11 protein-coding genes are annotated in these 16344 nt (G+C 51.8%); 8 read left to right on the forward strand and 3 right to left on the reverse strand.

Annotated elements, in window-relative coordinates:
• Positions 1-263 precede the first annotated feature (263 nt).
• Genes QZN53_RS00075 through QZN53_RS00085 form a run of 3 tightly spaced genes read left to right on the forward strand, consistent with a single transcriptional unit; the run spans position 264 to position 4224 of the window.
• Positions 264-1103: a TIGR02147 family protein gene (locus QZN53_RS00075; RefSeq protein ID WP_163436572.1), complete on the forward strand. Its 840-nt coding sequence runs from the start codon at positions 264-266 to the stop codon at positions 1101-1103.
• Entirely contained in the window at positions 1103-2305 is a 1203-nt protein-coding gene (locus QZN53_RS00080; RefSeq protein WP_294650693.1) for a carboxypeptidase-like regulatory domain-containing protein, read from the forward strand. The genes QZN53_RS00075 and QZN53_RS00080 overlap by 1 nt, the downstream gene beginning before the upstream one ends.
• Positions 2306-2331: 26 nt before the next feature.
• Positions 2332-4224 (forward strand): glycoside hydrolase family 5 protein, encoded by a 1893-nt coding sequence (locus QZN53_RS00085; protein WP_163436574.1) that lies wholly within the window; start codon positions 2332-2334, stop codon positions 4222-4224.
• Between the two features lie 69 nt (positions 4225-4293).
• Here the strand turns inward: QZN53_RS00085 and QZN53_RS00090 are convergent, their stop codons facing one another.
• Together QZN53_RS00090 and QZN53_RS00095 are read right to left on the reverse strand one after the other, a co-directional pair.
• Positions 4294-5523, reverse strand: coding sequence for a CIA30 family protein (locus QZN53_RS00090; protein ID WP_163436576.1), 1230 nt, complete (start codon positions 5521-5523; stop codon positions 4294-4296).
• Positions 5524-5525: 2 nt separating this feature from the next.
• Positions 5526-6374, reverse strand: coding sequence for a TIGR02147 family protein (locus QZN53_RS00095; RefSeq protein WP_072801375.1), 849 nt, complete (start codon positions 6372-6374; stop codon positions 5526-5528).
• Between the two features lie 178 nt (positions 6375-6552).
• Between QZN53_RS00095 and QZN53_RS00100 the strand changes: the two genes are divergently transcribed.
• The 4 genes from QZN53_RS00100 (at position 6553) to QZN53_RS00115 (ending at position 12830) form a co-directional block, all read left to right on the forward strand.
• Positions 6553-8202 (forward strand): glycosyl hydrolase, encoded by a 1650-nt coding sequence (locus QZN53_RS00100; protein ID WP_163436578.1) that lies wholly within the window; start codon positions 6553-6555, stop codon positions 8200-8202.
• 107 nt (positions 8203-8309) lie between these two features.
• A complete protein-coding gene (locus tag QZN53_RS00105) occupies positions 8310-9674 on the forward strand; it encodes an SGNH/GDSL hydrolase family protein (protein WP_294650707.1) in 1365 nt (454 codons plus the stop codon).
• A 178-nt stretch (positions 9675-9852) separates the two neighbouring features.
• On the forward strand, positions 9853-11766 hold the full coding sequence (locus QZN53_RS00110; protein ID WP_163436579.1) for an SUMF1/EgtB/PvdO family nonheme iron enzyme: 1914 nt from the start codon (positions 9853-9855) through the stop codon (positions 11764-11766).
• A complete protein-coding gene (locus tag QZN53_RS00115) occupies positions 11766-12830 on the forward strand; it encodes a histidine phosphatase family protein (RefSeq protein ID WP_163436581.1) in 1065 nt (354 codons plus the stop codon). Before QZN53_RS00110 ends, QZN53_RS00115 begins: the two co-directional genes overlap by 1 nt.
• Before the next feature lie 3 nt (positions 12831-12833).
• Here QZN53_RS00115 and QZN53_RS00120 read toward each other — a convergent pair whose 3' ends face one another.
• Positions 12834-14540 (reverse strand): hypothetical protein, encoded by a 1707-nt coding sequence (locus tag QZN53_RS00120; RefSeq protein WP_294650711.1) that lies wholly within the window; start codon positions 14538-14540, stop codon positions 12834-12836.
• A gap of 231 nt (positions 14541-14771) precedes the next feature.
• Here QZN53_RS00120 and QZN53_RS00125 point away from each other — a divergent pair, with 231 nt between their 5' ends.
• Positions 14772-16304 (forward strand): hypothetical protein, encoded by a 1533-nt coding sequence (locus QZN53_RS00125; protein ID WP_163436585.1) that lies wholly within the window; start codon positions 14772-14774, stop codon positions 16302-16304.
• The last annotated feature ends 40 nt before the right edge of the window (positions 16305-16344 follow it).

Raw genomic sequence — 16344 nt, forward strand, 5'->3', positions numbered from 1 at the left:
TCTAATTTTGGCACTTTTGTTTTCAAAACGTTATCCACCAAGCCCATTAATATGTGTTTGTTCATTGACAACGATTGTAAAAGCTCCTTTTACGCAAAAAAAATACACTCCTATCGGAGTGCTGGGTAGTTTTTTTGAAATTTAGGGTTGTCCGTAGACTACGACCAAAAAACGCCGACATGTTTCCATTTTTAATGTATTTTATACACAATAATAATAAAATTTTACTTTACATTTGCAAATATTTATCTAACTTTAGCAATATGAACAATGTTTCCACAATTAGTGTATTTATGTATTTTGATTACCGGGATTATATCCGGGCCGTCGTGGAAGCATTGCAATCCAGAGGGCAATCCATCCGTTCCATTCAAGAAAGCGCCGGAGTCTCGGGTTCCGCCTTCTTCAACCGCATTCTGGACGGATCCCGCCCGCTTTCTGCTGCAAACGCAAAGACGCTCGCCAAAGCCTGGGGGCTTTCCGATGAAGAATCCGAATACTTTCTGACGCTAGTCCGCTTCGGCAACGAAAAGAACGTGGACGAACGCGAAAACTTGCTCAAGAAACTCCTCGCCGTACGCGCAAAAAATCAGGAATACGAACTCCAGGATTCCGCCCTCAAGTTCTTTTCGAAGTGGTACTACCCCGTCTTGCGCGACTTGTTGCCGCTCCTCCCCGCAAACACCCCTGCCGAAAAAATCGGCCGGATGTTCACGCCCGCGCTTCGCGCCCCGCAAGTGCAAAGCGGAATCAAGTACCTAAAGGAAGCCGGATTCGTTTCTTTGAACGATGACGGAACCTACCATGTCGAGCAACCCACCATCTCGACGCCGCCCCGCGTGCGCTCTACCATTCTGCGCAAATACCATTTAAAGAACCTCGAAGTCAATAGCGAAGTTTACGACCTGTTCTCGAGCGATGACCGCAGCATCACCAGCGTAACCTGTAGCCTTTCCAAGGAAAGTTTCGAAAAGGTTCGCGAAGAAATCGCCAAGCTTCGCGAAAAGATTTTGGCCATGTCCCGCGAAGAAAAGAACCCCGACCGCGTCTGTCATGTCGGATTTCAGCTCGTGAATCGCGCCAAGGTGAAGGAGGGCAAATAATGAAGGTTATTCTCGCCCTTTCGCTTTTCGCAGCCAGCCTCGGCATCGCATTCACCGCCTGCAGCACAAATGAAAATTCTGTCGCAAACGGCACAGGCAGCAACGCCGGCGAAACCGAAATTGCCGGCATCGTTACAGCCACCAATCACGGAATGCCCCTCAAAAACGCCGTCGCCCGTGTATGGATTTTAAACGAGGATTCCATGCTTGTCGCCTACGAAGACTCCCTTGACGACAACGGCATTCTCAAGATTAACTCCGCCGCCTTGAGCGAAAAGAAGGCCCCCGTCCAGCTGCTCGAAATGCGCTCCGGCGATTCGCTTTCCATTATGCGCTGGGTCGACTTTGAACGCAGTCCGGAGCAGAATCTCGCCATCGCCCAAAGCGAAAGCCTGAAAGGCATCATCACCAATAACGGTACCGCCGTTGAAAACGCAACCGTAAGCATTCTAGACCAAACCGTCACCACGGACGCACAAGGATACTTTGAATTCAGCGGCTTGCCTGCAGGCGTGCACTACGCCTTCGTTGAAGGGTATTTCGGCAAATTCTCTTACCAAATGGAAACCGGCCTAAGCGATGGCGCCACGACAAATCACATCAACATCGCCGACAGCATTTTCACCGTTGTCGAAGACTTTGAAAATTGGAAACACAGGCAGACCTTTATCGGCAAGAGTTTTGGACAAGGCTGGTGGTTTATTTGCACCGACTCCCTGCAAGGCGGGAACAGCCGCGTCGCCGAAGGCATCGATAGCGACAAGATTCTCGTTACCGGCGACAGCGCCAAGAGCGGAAGCAGCCTGCACCTGATTTTCAATATCGACCAGGATACTAAAGGCCATTACGGCGTCGCAGGGTTCTCTATCGGCGACGATTTTGATGAAGACGACATGTTCGCGTTCTACGACTTGCGAAGCGCCACCGCCATTTCGTTCGACGCCAAGGGCAGCGGAAAGATTTCGTTGCAAATCACCAAGCGCGGCAACGACGGCAAGCGAGACTTCCACCAGACCGCCTTCGTGACGCTCGGCGGCGAATGGGAACATTTCACTTTTACCGCCGACGATTTCGACACGGAACTTATCGCCGTCAACACCATCAACATCTTGGTGACCGAAGACGCAGAGATTTTCTTGGACAACATTCGCTTTGACGGCATTTCGCCGAGCATGTGGCCAAGCCTCGGAATGCGATTCTAGAATTTTCACATATAGGAGTGTGCTTTATGAAAAAGACAAATATAGGCATAGTAGCCTTGTGCGCTCTCGCTTTTACAAGCAGCGCGTTCGCCACCATTCAACCCACGCGCGTCGGCCCCGTTAGCCAATACGGCGCTTTGCAAAGCGGCAAGAATTCCGCTGGCGAAGGCCGCATTTATGGCAGCGTGCAAGGCGTCAAGGACGGCGCCGAGGTCCAGGTTCGCGGAATGAGCCTCACTTGGAGTCAGTACTGGCCGTACGGCAGCAGTTTTTACGGGAGTTCCTTTATCGACACTTTGGTCGGCTCCTGGAACGTTGAACTCGTCCGCTCTGCCATGGGCGTCGTGCCGCCTTGGGGACACGGAAGCTACATGACCCGCCCCGAATATTTCGAATCGCAAATGGACACCGTGGTTCAAGCCGCTATTCAAAATGACGTTTACGTCTTGATTGACTGGCACAGCGAAGGCGGTTACTACAACTGCATCCACAAGGGAACAAAGCCAAAGTACGAATTCAACGACAACAAGACCTGCTTTACCGCAAACGATGCCGCCGCCTTCTTCGGGCGCATGGCCGAACGCTACGGCAAGTACCCGCATGTCATTTTCGAAATCTACAACGAACCCGTGAGTGAATCCTGGGCAGACCTGAAAGCCTACGCCGACACGGTCATCAGCGCGATCCGCAAACATTCGAAGAACCTGGTAATCGTCGGAACTCCGATGTGGTCTTCGATGGCAGGCGATGCCGTAGCTGCCCCCGTACAAGACGATAACGTCGCCTACACTTACCATTTCTACGCCAACCTGCACCAGACTTCTAGCCACTTGTCCAGTTCCAACAAGGCGATGGAATCCGGCCTTAGCGTATTCGTAACGGAATGGGGCGGCATCGATGAAATCTTCACCAAGGAAGCCCACAAGACCGAACTCGAGAAATTCCTCGCATGGACCAACGAGAAGAAAATTTCTTGCGCCAAGTGGGATGTCGAAAAGCCCTTCCTCGAAAACAACGATGTCGATAACTACATCAAAGAAAACATTTTGCCCGCAAAGACCACCTACCAGAAAAATCTGAATTGGGAAACCGAAATCAGCGACAAGTTGCCCAACTTGATTACATACGGCGCCGGCACCGATATTCCGGGCAAGTGGAGCAGCACCAGCGACATTGACGACTACGGCGACGAACAGGGCGACAAGGGAAACTCCACCTTTACCGACAACTCTACCGAAACTACCGTGAAAATGGACAACATGAAGCTTGACACCGTCGGCACCGGCTTTGATTACGCCCCGTACATTCGCGCAGAATACGCGTTCGACGGCGAGCCCGATTTGTCCAAGTGCAAAATGGTTAGCTACCGCTACAAAGGAGCAAACCACCAGTTTATCCTCTACTACGATTGGAACGCCAGTATCGATGTCTTTGGCGAAGGCGCCTGGGACTACCCCTTTGTCGAAATGCCGTATGCACCCGAATGGGAAACGGTCTACGTGGATTTAGGCTGGATGATGAGTAATGGCTGGCAGGCAGCACTCCCGCTGACCCCGGTTCTTTCGGCGGCGACCGCGTTCCGCTTTAATGTAACAAACGATTTTTTTGACACCTCGCTTTGGGTCGAAAACATCAAGTGCATCGAAAGCGTCGAGGGCTATACACCTGTAAAAATTCCCACAAACACAGACGCCGTCCAAACGCAGACCGCAAAGGCGAATTACCGCATAAACACCAACGGTTTGAACATTATCGCCACCGGCATCAAGAACGGTACGCATTACTCGCTTTCGAACATCCTCGGACAAACACTACGTTCCGGCATCGCAAACGCAAGCAGCATTAAGCTAAGCGCACCGCAGGCAGGCCGCTACATTCTCCGCATCGGCAATTCCGTCCACCCGATTTCAATCAAGTAAGCAAAAGCCTTTCCCCGATACAAAAGGGAGCAAAAGAGCCTCGGCATCCGCCGAGGCATCTTTATTTGGTTAATCGATAATTTGAATTCCTTCGAATACGATTTCATCTATTTCCAGGAAAGATCCGTTATAGATAAAGATGCTGAATATGCCAATTTCGCTTGAGATTTCGTCCCACAAAACTTGATAATTCTTACTGTCCACGATTTCTTCGCCTAGGCGTAAGACCAGTTCGGTCCATTCATCGCTCGCCTTCGTAAACCAAAACGCCTTATTGTAGTTGTTATTCTCGATTTGGCGGTAATGTTCAAGCGCAACGGCAAACATGCAGTCACCGCGAACTTTCAGTCGGAGGGCCGTGAGCGCACTCAGGTCGTAATAACCCGTATCGAGGCCAAGACGCGTCCCGAGCATGACATAGCCCGTATCCTGGATGGTAAACTTTAACGAGAGATATTTGCCACGGGCTCCGTCATCTACGAGCGCCCCTGCAAAACCACCCGCGCTGTCGGGGCTTTCAAAGGACGCCCCCTTGTGCGGTATGTAGTACCAACCGTAATTCGGGTATTTCTTTGCCAGATTGTTCAGGTTGTCGCCGTCGTCAAAATCCTCGAAAACGTATTCGTGAGACAAATCCTGGAACCACAGGAGCGTGTCAACAGAAGTGCCCGCGTCAAGCGAAATATCGCCAACGGGCTGACTATTCGCGACAATGGTATATAGACCCGCCGGAACATGCGAGAATACGAAATCGTTTCCATCATTTTTGGCGCAATAGGGAGTCGCATCAAGCATCAAGGAACAGCCCAAGACAGTAGAATCGGAAGCGGCCGCCCCGGTACGCACCGTAAGCGATACGGACGGCAAGAGTTCTACTTCTTTCGCAGAAGAATCTGCCGCATTGATTTTAGTCCACACCATAAGCGAGGAATCCTCGCCAGCAATTCCCTCGACATAGCACCTTGCATTCTGGCACTGATCCAGCCGAGTCTCGAACTGTACCTTTCCGGAATCATCTGCCGTGGCGGTTTCGAGCGCAGTGACATAGGACGGGAGGAACACCGTTATATCTTCGGACGGGCTTTCCGCAGAAGCGGCTCTAGGACGCTGGTACAAGGTAACACGCGCCTGCGGAATCGGCCTGTGAACTCCATCAAGCGCAACGACCGCAATCCCGTTCGTCGTTTCGCTCGTGGCTCCGGCAGTTTCAGGGCCGCTGTCGGAACAGCCCGAAAACGCCGCCAGAATCAGGCCGAGCGCGAAATAAAATAATTTATGAATCCTAAACACCTGGAACATTTTTACCGTTCTTCCTTTTTCATCATCGGGAATAACTGGAAATTTAATTGATAAACGCTGTCGCAAATTTGCGACGGCATCGCATTAACCACATTTACGATGGATTTTCGCGTTTCGGCGAGGATATCGCGGATTTTTTGGATCTGTTTTGAGTCAAGCGCCATGGTGAGCGTGCTGATATCGCGCTTTTCCTTCGGCGTGTTGGCTATCGAGTCGCGCGCCAGTTCCGCAATACGTCCCTGGTAGTCGCTAATGGTGGCACTCAGCCAGTGTTCCTGCGTGCGGAGATGCGCCTCGGTGGGTTCCACGCGGCCATCCTTGCGTTGGCGGGCAAGTCCCAACTGCAGCAACGCCTCGACCGCTTTTTCAACCTGCGTAGCGGTAAGTTTCGGAATGCATGTCTCGGCGAGTGCGGCGGCATTTTGCGGGCCCCGATAATCAAATACGTCGAGTGCCGAGCGAATCATCGGATAGTACCACTGTTGAAAATAACGGTAGCGAGCCTCATCAAGTTCGCGGCAAGCAGCGGGGCGCATTTTCTGGAGTATTTCAAAATGTTTGCGCACCTCTTCGTCGGTCTTTGCCTTGCCGTAAGCGACCATTTCGCGGAAATATTCAGCCTTCGCCTCTTTGAAACGGAACAATTCAACGAATGGTTCAACACCTTTCGAAGACACATGACGCTTACCCTGCAAGATTTTCACCAAGAGACTTGCGTCCATGTCCACAGCAGACGCAAAGACCCGATAGCTGAAGGTCGGATCGAGCGACTTTTCGAGTTCGTAAAAGTCCTGCAGGAATTTACGGTAGTCGGTGTAATCGTATATGTTGATTTTGTTTCTTGCGAACATGGTTGACCCGTCCCAATAATATAGTTTCTATTATCAAAATAATCTATTTTCGCAACTGCTTTTTAATGTTTTTTTTCGGAGTTGTTGACATTTTTGTCCACGCCCGCCCCAAAAAAAACTCCTCGAAATGCATTCACAAACATAAATTTAGGGTACAATGGTGTATCAAGGAGTTTGAATGTTTAAAAGAAATACAGTCGCAATTCTTGCGGCAACCCTCGCAACAACCGCATTTGCAACCAAGTACGAAGCTGAATCGGCAACCGTCTCAACCGAGGCAAAAATTGTCAACAGCAGCGAAGTCTCGGGCACAGGCTATGCAAGCCTCCAAGAAGGCAACATTACCTTCGCGGGAGTCACTGTCGAATCGGCAGGCAAATACACGCTCACTATCCGCTACAAGGCGGGCGATTTTAAGGCAAACTATCTCAAGGTGAATGGTGCCACCGCAGGCACGATTGACTTTGCGGCAACGACCGGGTGGGCAGACATCACGACCGCCGTAACGCTCAAGGCAGGTGCAAATACCGTCGCTATTGAAAAATACTGGGGTTGGATCGACGTGGACTACATCGACATTTCTGCCTACGAATCAAAGCCCTTCAAGCTCTCCGCAAGCCCGGTCACCCCGAACGCGACCGAAAACGCAGTAAAGCTCTACAGTTTCTTGCGTGAAAACTTCGGCAAGAAAACAATTAGCGGAATCATGACCGGCGACATGAGCGGATACACGCTGGGCGCCGATTTCAAGACCCACGACGATGTAAAGTACATCTACACGCGCACGGGCAAGTACCCGGCGCTCGTCGGTCTCGACTTCCTTTTTGCAACAGGCCCGAACGCTTCCGGTAGCTGGAACATGGAATACACCGACAAGGCGATTTCTATAGCGAAGGGTCTCTGGAAAGCAGGCGGTATCCCTGCATTCACCTGGCACTGGAAGGATCCCCTCGACAAGAAGGACGCCTTCTACATCCAGAGTGCGGCAGGGACCAACGAATATACGGACTTCGACTTCTCTACCGGATTCAAGAGCGGCACCACCGAATGGGACACCGAAAGTGCGGCCTACAAGGGAATTATCGCTGACATTGACCATATTGCCGATTACTTCCTCGAACTGCAGAAAGATGGCGTTGCAGGCATTTTCCGTCCCCTGCACGAGGCGGGCGGCAAGTGGTTCTGGTGGAGTATCAATTCGGGCGAGCAGTTCGCGGCCCTCTACCGCCTGGTATTTGACCGCATGGTGAAGGTCAAGGGAGTGAAGAACATGATCTGGGTATTCAACCCCGAAGGTTCTACCGTCACCTCCTGGGATCCGGGCAGCGAATACTACGACGTACTTTCTATAGACATTTACAACAAGGACAACGACCATTCAAGCAACGCGAGCGCCTTTGACAAGTTCAAGAACGCATCGAATTCCACGAAGATTCTTGCACTCAGCGAAAACGGGCCCATTCCCGACGTGAACAACATGCACACCGACGAGGCCGTATGGAGCTGGTGGATGCCGTGGTACAGCACCTGGAGCGGAACCTGGCCCAGCCAGACGAAAGACGCCGTGTGGAAGAGCAACATGGACGACGAACGAATTCTTTCGCTCGAAGACATGCCCGGTTGGGACAAGTACAAACCCAACCAGGATACCTCTACGACGCGTCTTGCAAAGGTATCGCCATTCTACGGCCCTGCAACAACAATCGGCATCTTTGACATGAACGGCCATTACGTGGGAATTTCTACGCAAGGACTTCCGCAGGGGCGCTACATCGTACGTCAAAGAATCCAGGGACGCAGATTGAACGCGGTATACATCAAAAAGTAGTTATTGAGTCGGTTTCAACGAATTTTAAAGGCGACGCAAAAAAAATGAATACACAACGGGGGTTGGAGTTTATTTTTTGAGCGTCGCTTTTTTGAATTGGAGTGTTTATGGGTTGTTTTACTTTAAAAATGGCGAACACAACCGCAACTTTTTTGTTATGCGGAATGTGCGCCTCTTACGGGATTACCCCGAACAAGTTGGTTTCTGGCGGTTTGCTGGCTCATACAGGAGCCACAACGACAGATTATCTGACGGACGGTTACTTGACCAACTGGAAGAGTAGCAGCGCCAAGGAAATCGCGTTGAACGTGGGCGAAGGCCCCAAAAAGCTCTTGATCAACTGGGAATCGTTCGGCGATTGTGCCTGGGCGACCGATTTCACGAGCGGTTGCGGCCACTCGGGCGTCGCACTCTCGAATTTCAGGATTTTGACTTCGGCGAATTCCACCGACGGTACCGACGGAGACTGGGAAGTGGCCGCCACCATCCAGAACAACCCCGTGATGGCACGTGGCGTAACCATCGACTTTGCGGGCAAATCCTGGTTCAAGATCGCAAGCGAAGGCGATGTGGGCAAGCTTCTTGAAATCGAGGCATTCGACATGAGCGCAGGCGGAACCGACACCTGGTTCTTTATGGGCACAAGCATCAGTCAGATGGGAATCAAGCAACAGGATACCGATTCCACCACGGCGCAGCTCATTCATGCAAAGTTTCCGGAATACACGCCCGCCATGTTGCGCGGTGGCATTGGCTGCATCAACAGCACCGAAGTCGTGGAACACCTAAGCGAATACCTGGAATACGCTGGCAACGTCAAATTCTGGGCAATCGAAATGGGTACCAACGATGCCTGGGACGGTGGCGATTGGAACCTGAACACCTACGTGAGCAACATGCAGACGATTATCGACTCTGCAAAGGCTCACGGAATCACGCCCGTGATTGCACGGATTATCGCGACCGATTCCGCAAAGGCGGGCTGGCAAATCAATCCGGCATTTTTGGAGGCTGTCGACAAACTCGTCGAAGATAACGACCTGCCGCAGGGTCCTGATTTCTACAGTTACTTTAAGGAACATCCCGAATTGTTGGCGAGCGACGGTGTACACCCGAATGCCGAAACCAAGGGCGGTCAAGCCATGCACCACTTGTGGGCAGAAGCGCTCGCCCCCTTGTATGCCGCAGGCGACACCGCCACCAAAACGCCAGACTCCTCCACGACTTTAAAGATGTCAGGCACGTTTATGGTCCCCCGAATTTACGCGCAAGGCAAGAATATCTTCGTTGAGGGCAACTTACTAAATGTAACCTCCGTAACCCTTGTTTCTGCAACGGGGCAACTCATTTCCCAAAAGGCCCTTTCTAAGAATTACGGACAAGTACAATTTGAAAACATCCCGACGGGGCAGTACATAGTCATTATCCGTGGCAAAAATGCGGTGCAGACAAGTACCGTACGGGCAAAGTAAAAGCGCAAATCTTCCTAAACCAAACAAAGAGGCACCCCGAACGGAGTGCTTCTTTTTTTGAAACGCAAACATTGGTGTTGACACAATTGTCCACAGTAAAAGAATAAATAACGCCTTTTCCTTTTAGTTTAAGTTTATATTAAAACCGGTTAAGGATGTAGACTCGATGGGGGTGCGCATGCACAAGTTTTCCTCGGGTGTTATAGCGGTTACTTTTATCGCCGGGATGTTTGGAGGTTGCTCGGAATCGCCCGGAAGTGGGTTAACTCCCCCCACCGAGGGCGATTCCTCAGCAACGAATTTTCCGGATTCATCAAACGCTGATTCTCTTCAGGAAATCAGCTCCGAAACCGCTTTCAGCGCAGGCGATACCCATTCTTCGAGCGGACTCACTGCAACAAGTTCATCGGACGTCTTTTTTGTTAGCTCCTCCTCGTCTGGTGAACTTGTAGCCTCTCCAAGTTCTTCAAGCGGAACCGGATTTTCATATATTGCACCTGCAAATTTTTCCGACACTGTAAACGGCGTCTTATTTGACATGATTCATGTTCCGGGAGGTTCGTACACACGCGGGTGTGACAACTGCGCCGAACAAGACAAAATTTACGAGACACCCGCGCACAAGGTAACCGTCAGCGACTACTTTGCCGCCAAAACCGAAGTCACGGTCAGCCAATGGAACGCCGTCATGGGCGGCAAGAAAAACGCTTGGGAATCAGGGAACGCCCCCAAAATAGGTGTAAGCTGGTTTGATGCGAATAATTTTGCTTGTAAATTAGGGCAATTGACAGGCAGGCAATACCGCCTGCTTACCGATGCCGAATGGGAATTTGCTGCTCGCGGAGGTAAGGATGGGATTGCCGACAGCTTCAAATTCTCAGGAGGCAACGCCATTGACGATGTCGCCTGGTATTCCGAAAACAGCGGTGGCAAGGCACACGACGTCGCCAGCAAGAAGCCGAACAAGCTCGGGCTTTACGACATGAGCGGCAATTCCTGGGAATGGGTGTACGACTGGCTCGTGGGTTATACTGCAGGCGATAAAGTCAACCCGGTTCAGCTCACGGGTTCTGGCAACAAGACGCGACGTGGCGGCAGTTACGGCGAACCCGCCGAATTCGCTCGGGTGAGCCGCCGGGCCATCCGTAGCCGCGATGGCGCCGCCGACATGGGATTTAGGCTAGGAGCCTCTACCGAACTTCCGCCGGGAATGATCAGCGCCTGCGAAGCGGCGAACCCGAGCGACGCGGTTTGTGCCGGAGACAAAAACCGCGACTGCCGCCTCATTACCGCAGCCGACGAAGCCTGGATCAGCGACGACTATACCGTTATCATCGGCGAAGACGGAATTGCTGCCGTTTCCGGATTTCCCAATGTTTCGGGGCAATGGTACACGCTCAACAACCGCAGTTTCAACGTGGTCACCAAAACCGGAACCAAAACGTACGCCTACTACGTGTTCAGCCAAGATGAACTCACCATGATTAGTGACGACGGCATTCCTTACCGACTGTACCGTCGCGCCCTGAGCGAAGCGAAGAATAAGGTAAACACCCCGACAGTAAGCAACCCGAAAACACTGGAACAACTGATTGCGGCTGTGGAACCCGAGCGCCTCGTGACAGACGAACAACTCGCCCACCCCGACACAAGCATACGAGACCCACGCATCGCCGCAGCCAGCGGATACACCTGGTTCTTTGACGGTCGTTGTTGCGGAGGCAACCACAAGTACCGTTTCCATCTCGACAAGAGCGGCGACGCCGAATTCGTGGTAATGGACTACGACGACACTCATCACGAAAATATTCTTGCAAAAGGTCGCTGGTTCACCGTAGGCAACATCGGGCTACACATCGTGCTGAACGGGAAATACTTCAATTACCTCTACACCGTTGGCGAACGAACCATGAGCTACAGCGAATACATGCCTGCAGGCCCCATTTTCTGTCACATTTCATTCCAAAGTTATGAACGAGGCGATTTCCGCATATTCAACAAGACCCTTTACGATGACAAAATCAAGCGTCCCCGCGGCTTCAACGGAGAAAATCCCGTTTACGAAGCAGGAGATTACCAGTGGGGGTCATAATGCGCACGTCCAATTTCATCTTTGCCACAACATGCGTTGCAGCACTCACGGCATGCAACGACAACGTATCTAACCCCGATATTGAATCAAGCTCGTCCGACAAATCCTCTAATCACTCCTGGATACCCGTGTCGTCGTCCGAGCAAGATTCCCCGGAATGGTCGTCTTCGGCAACGCCTTCTCTGGCAATGTCATCCTCGGCCATTCCGGCATCCTCTTCTAGCGAGTATCTTCTGCTCGCCCTATCATCCTCAGCAGAACTGCAAGTCGGCAGTTCCTCCTCGATTGAGGAATCTTCTTCGTCCGCAATCATGGATACCTCTCCGGAAATCGTTTTGGACAAAGACGGATTCGCCACGGTCGCCGATGTCTACAAGAGTCTCGCGCCCGACGAAAAGGCTGTTTTTATCATCCGCCATTCCGAACGTGAAGATGACGTGGCTTTGGAAACCGAACTCACCGCAAACGGAATCCAGATGGCACAGGATCTAGGGGCAACCCTCAAGAGCGAAGAAGAATTCTCGTACGTCACTTCGGGATTCGTGCGCACGAACGAAACCGCAAACCAAATCTCGAAAGGACGCGGAGAAGCCTCACTCCCGAAACTTATCACGAATTACGACATCACCGGCAACTGGTTCTTGAAAATTTCGGCCGACTCTCTCGCAAAATACGCGACGTCACTCGGTCTAAAAGGCAATTCCATCGAACTGATGGCTCACTGGGCATACGAAGGCGAATTCTCCGAAGCATTCTACGAGCTAGAGCCCCGCGCACAAGAATTCATGCAAGCGGTCATCCTGAAAAATTTATCCAAGTGGAAACGCATCACCATCATGGTATCGCACGACATCTTTGTGATGCCACTCGCCGTTTTCGGTTCACAGAAAAAGGTCGCTCTCAAGTATCACGAAGATTATCACTGGATTAACTACATCGCCGGGCTAGCCGTCATTGCCGATGCGCAGAACAACTTGCGCTACATCCCCGTAAAAGGCGCAGAATCCGGCGTCATAGACTATTTGGCCCTCTATATGGCCGAACATAAGATTTACACCAAATAGCGTCTAGAACAATACCCTGTACGGGACTTGCTTGCTATAGCGTCGGCCCTTCAGGTCACGGAACCCATTGCGGGCGGGAATTTGCAAGCCGTTCGGGAGAGTCGTCCCACGATTTACAATTGCCGTTTTCGAAGAATCGCCCGTAGCAACAGTAGTGTCGGCTCCTGCCACACTTTCCACAAGCACTTCCACGCGACCCGTATATTCGGTACCATCGTTTCCCTTGACGGTGTACTTGAATGATGCAAGCCCCTTTGCAGCAGGAGTAAATCGGGCCGTATAGCCATCATTCTGCAGTTCAACCGAGCCATTTTCCGCCGCAGACACGCTATATGTGGGTTTTACTTCCTGGAACCCGCGCGTAATCGTGCGCAAGTCAAAATCGCGAGAAACATCGTCCGCAATGCGCATGTGCATAGCACCCAGCCAGTTGATATACTTCTCGATGCGCACATAGCCATCGCTTTCCTTGGTCATGGCATCGTCTTTCGACTTGTCGTAACCCATCGCGTCTTCAAAGTAATCGGGCATACCGTCCTTGTCGCTGTCCGTAGCGGCCTCGCCCGCAATCACCTCACCCCAACCATTATTGGTCTTGATTCCCATGGCACCAACGCTTTTCACCAAGGCTCCTTCTTTCCCCAGTGTCCCCACCTGGTGCCATATCAGGGAATCAATATCGTCGTAAGGGAGCACTCCGCTCTGCGAATTCACGTAGCGCCAAGCGCTAGCCGCACTAAGCATCGGGCCCGATGTCGTAAGTTCGCTCCAGGGTTTCGCAAGTTCCTCGCCCACACCCTGGTAGTAGTAAATACTAGAAGGCCCGCCGTTCAGTTTTCCGTCACGGTCCTTGTCAATCATGTTGCCGCTCGCGTAAATACTCTGGTTCTTATCCACCTGAAACCATTCGTTTTTGCCAGTCGGGCCATAGACAAAGTAATTGTTCACGATATCGTGATTGAAATGAGTGCTCGTATGCGTTGTGTAGCCCGCCTCAAAATTGTAGAGGATATTGTTCACGAACACGTCATTAATCTTGTCAAGCGGATTTCGATTGTGCGTGTTCACGAAGGCGTTGTAGTACCACGCCCAGGTGCCATCCACCGATTCGATATGCGCCCCGAACTGCTGTCCGATGGGGTTTGCAATCAATGAATTCTGTACCGTTATCCCCGTTACGCGATAGCTTGCATTATCCGAGGAACCGCCGAAGTTGTTCCACGGTGCAAGTTCCACCGAGCAATGGTCCACAATCACGTTCTTGGAATCGTAAAGGTTCAGCGCATCATCCTTTTCGGACGCGGTATTTTCGCCAGGGCGAATGCGAAGGTAGCGAATGATGATGTTGCTCTGCTTGCCCGTGCTGAGTTTACCGCCGTGAATGGCGATTCCCTCGCCCGGAGCCGTCTGCCCCGCGATGGTAATGTTGCTCTTGATAGAAACCGCCGTCTTGATGTTGATGATGCCACCCACGTCAAAGACCACTATGCGATTCCCTTGACTGACCGCATCGCGGAAAGAGCCCGCGCCGTCATCGTTCAGGTTCGTCACGTGATACACGGTTCCGCCACGACCGCCCGTGACTTGCGCCCCGAAACCGAGCGCCTCAGGAAAAGCCAGCGGCTCGGCACCCGCCCCCATAACACCAAACACTGTTAGGCAAAGCGCCGGAACCGCAAAATTCTTGCAAAAACCAAATTTCAAACCCATGAGCATCCCTTTTTTGCCTAATATATATCAAAAGCAGCCAAAAAAATATAGGCTCCCCAATAAAAGGTTGTCTACGGACTACGGCACAAAACATGTGGACATATTTGTCCACAGTAAAAAGAATTTGAACACCATATCTATGCTATTCAAGCATATATTTAAAGTACCCATTATAATTAAGGTTGTTTAACACAATGGGTTTGGGTTTCTGTTTGGCGAAAGGAGTGAAACATGAAAAAGGGCCTCCATACGGCGCTTCTTTTTGGTTTATGTTCCATGGTATTTGCAGAAATACCGCTCAATTTCGACACCGAAAACCGCGGCAAGGATCTTGGCGCCAAGGCGGGCGAACTTAAGAGCAATAGAAAACTCCCCAACCCATTTGAATTCCACGACGGCTCCAAGGTCACCAAGTATGGCGACTGGAGCAAACGCCGTAACGAAATCAAGGCCGATATCGAAAAGTACGAAATTGGCGACAAGCCGATTCCTTCCGACGTGAGCGCCACTTACAGCGGCGGCACCCTCACGGTCACCGTCAAGGAAGGCGGCAAGACGATGACGATCACATCGAAATTCAACATTCCGTCTGGCAACGGCCCGCACCCGATTATCATCGGCATGAATAGCGGTACGGGGTCGCTTTCCTCGAGCCTGTTCAGCGGCTTTGTGCAGGTGCCTTTCAGCCACGACCAGGTGGCGAAATACTCCATGAACGGTCAGAAGGACACGAACGTGGGCTTCTACAAGTTCTACGGCAACAAGAACCAGAACGGTGACTATTCCGCATGGTCTTGGGGCGTAAGCCGCCTGATTGACGGCCTTGCGCAAATTGCCGACCAGTACCACCTGGACATGAGCAAAATTGCAGTCACTGGTTGTTCCTATGCGGGCAAGATGGCTCTCTTCGCAGGCGCCTTTGACGAACGCGTGACGCTCACCATCGCCCAAGAATCGGGTGGTGGCGGCATCAACTCCTGGCGCACTTCCGCCGACTTCGCAAGCCGCGGCACGAACATCGAAAAAATCGACAACACAAACTACAGCTGGTTCATGCAGAGCCTCAAGAGCCAGGACCCCTACAAGCTCCCGCACGATCACCACGAACTCATCGCCATGATTGCCCCGCGTGCGGTGGTTGCGCTCGGAAACCCCGGTTACGAATGGCTCGGCGACGAATCGGGCTACAAGTCCATGATGGTAGCAAGCGAAGTGTGGAAGTCCATGGGCATCGAGGACCGCATCGGCTTTGACTTTACCGGCGGCCACGAGCATTGCCAGGCAGCCAGCAGCCAGAACAACACCGTAACAGCATTTGTCGACAAGTTCCTGCGCGGCAAGAGCGCCAATACCGATATCCACGTCAAGCCCACGAACGGCAAGGGTTTCAAGATTGACAACTATGCCGACTGGATTGACTGGGAAACGCCTTCGCTCCCGTACGAAGAACCCAAGCCGGACACCTCCAAGCAGGACACGACCGTGCAGGACACTTCCAAACAGGACACTTCGAAGACCTCCCTGAAGATGGCACACCTCGCTCCGTCAATGAGCATGTTTGTATCAAACGGCTTCTTGCATGTACAAGGCGCACCCGAGGGCACGAAAGTCCGCTTGTTCGACTTGCAGGGTAACCTCGTCCGTGAATTTGGCGAAAATGGCGGAAATCTTGCAGGCATTCGCGTCGGTAAGTTGACCGCTGTATTTGTCAGCAGTTGTGGCCAAAAGCTCGGCCATAAATCGTTCAGCTATACAGGATTCTAGCTTTGAATCAACTTTGTCAATAAAAAGCGCCTCGGCATTC

Origin of the sequence: uncultured Fibrobacter sp. (assembly GCF_900316465.1) — a bacterium.
Lineage (GTDB): Bacteria > Fibrobacterota > Fibrobacteria > Fibrobacterales > Fibrobacteraceae > Fibrobacter.

Coding starts and splice junctions, on each gene's coding strand:
- QZN53_RS00075 (WP_163436572.1), top strand. CDS start 264: ATGAACAATGTTTCCACAATTAGTGTATTTATGTATTTTGATTACCGG.
- QZN53_RS00105 (WP_294650707.1), top strand. CDS start 8,310: ATGGGTTGTTTTACTTTAAAAATGGCGAACACAACCGCAACTTTTTTG.
- QZN53_RS00100 (WP_163436578.1), top strand. CDS start 6,553: ATGTTTAAAAGAAATACAGTCGCAATTCTTGCGGCAACCCTCGCAACA.
- QZN53_RS00095 (WP_072801375.1), bottom strand. CDS start 6,374: ATGTTCGCAAGAAACAAAATCAACATATACGATTACACCGACTACCGT.
- QZN53_RS00110 (WP_163436579.1), top strand. CDS start 9,853: ATGCACAAGTTTTCCTCGGGTGTTATAGCGGTTACTTTTATCGCCGGG.
- QZN53_RS00120 (WP_294650711.1), bottom strand. CDS start 14,540: ATGGGTTTGAAATTTGGTTTTTGCAAGAATTTTGCGGTTCCGGCGCTT.
- QZN53_RS00090 (WP_163436576.1), bottom strand. CDS start 5,523: ATGTTCCAGGTGTTTAGGATTCATAAATTATTTTATTTCGCGCTCGGC.
- QZN53_RS00115 (WP_163436581.1), top strand. CDS start 11,766: ATGCGCACGTCCAATTTCATCTTTGCCACAACATGCGTTGCAGCACTC.
- QZN53_RS00080 (WP_294650693.1), top strand. CDS start 1,103: ATGAAGGTTATTCTCGCCCTTTCGCTTTTCGCAGCCAGCCTCGGCATC.
- QZN53_RS00125 (WP_163436585.1), top strand. CDS start 14,772: ATGAAAAAGGGCCTCCATACGGCGCTTCTTTTTGGTTTATGTTCCATG.
- QZN53_RS00085 (WP_163436574.1), top strand. CDS start 2,332: ATGAAAAAGACAAATATAGGCATAGTAGCCTTGTGCGCTCTCGCTTTT.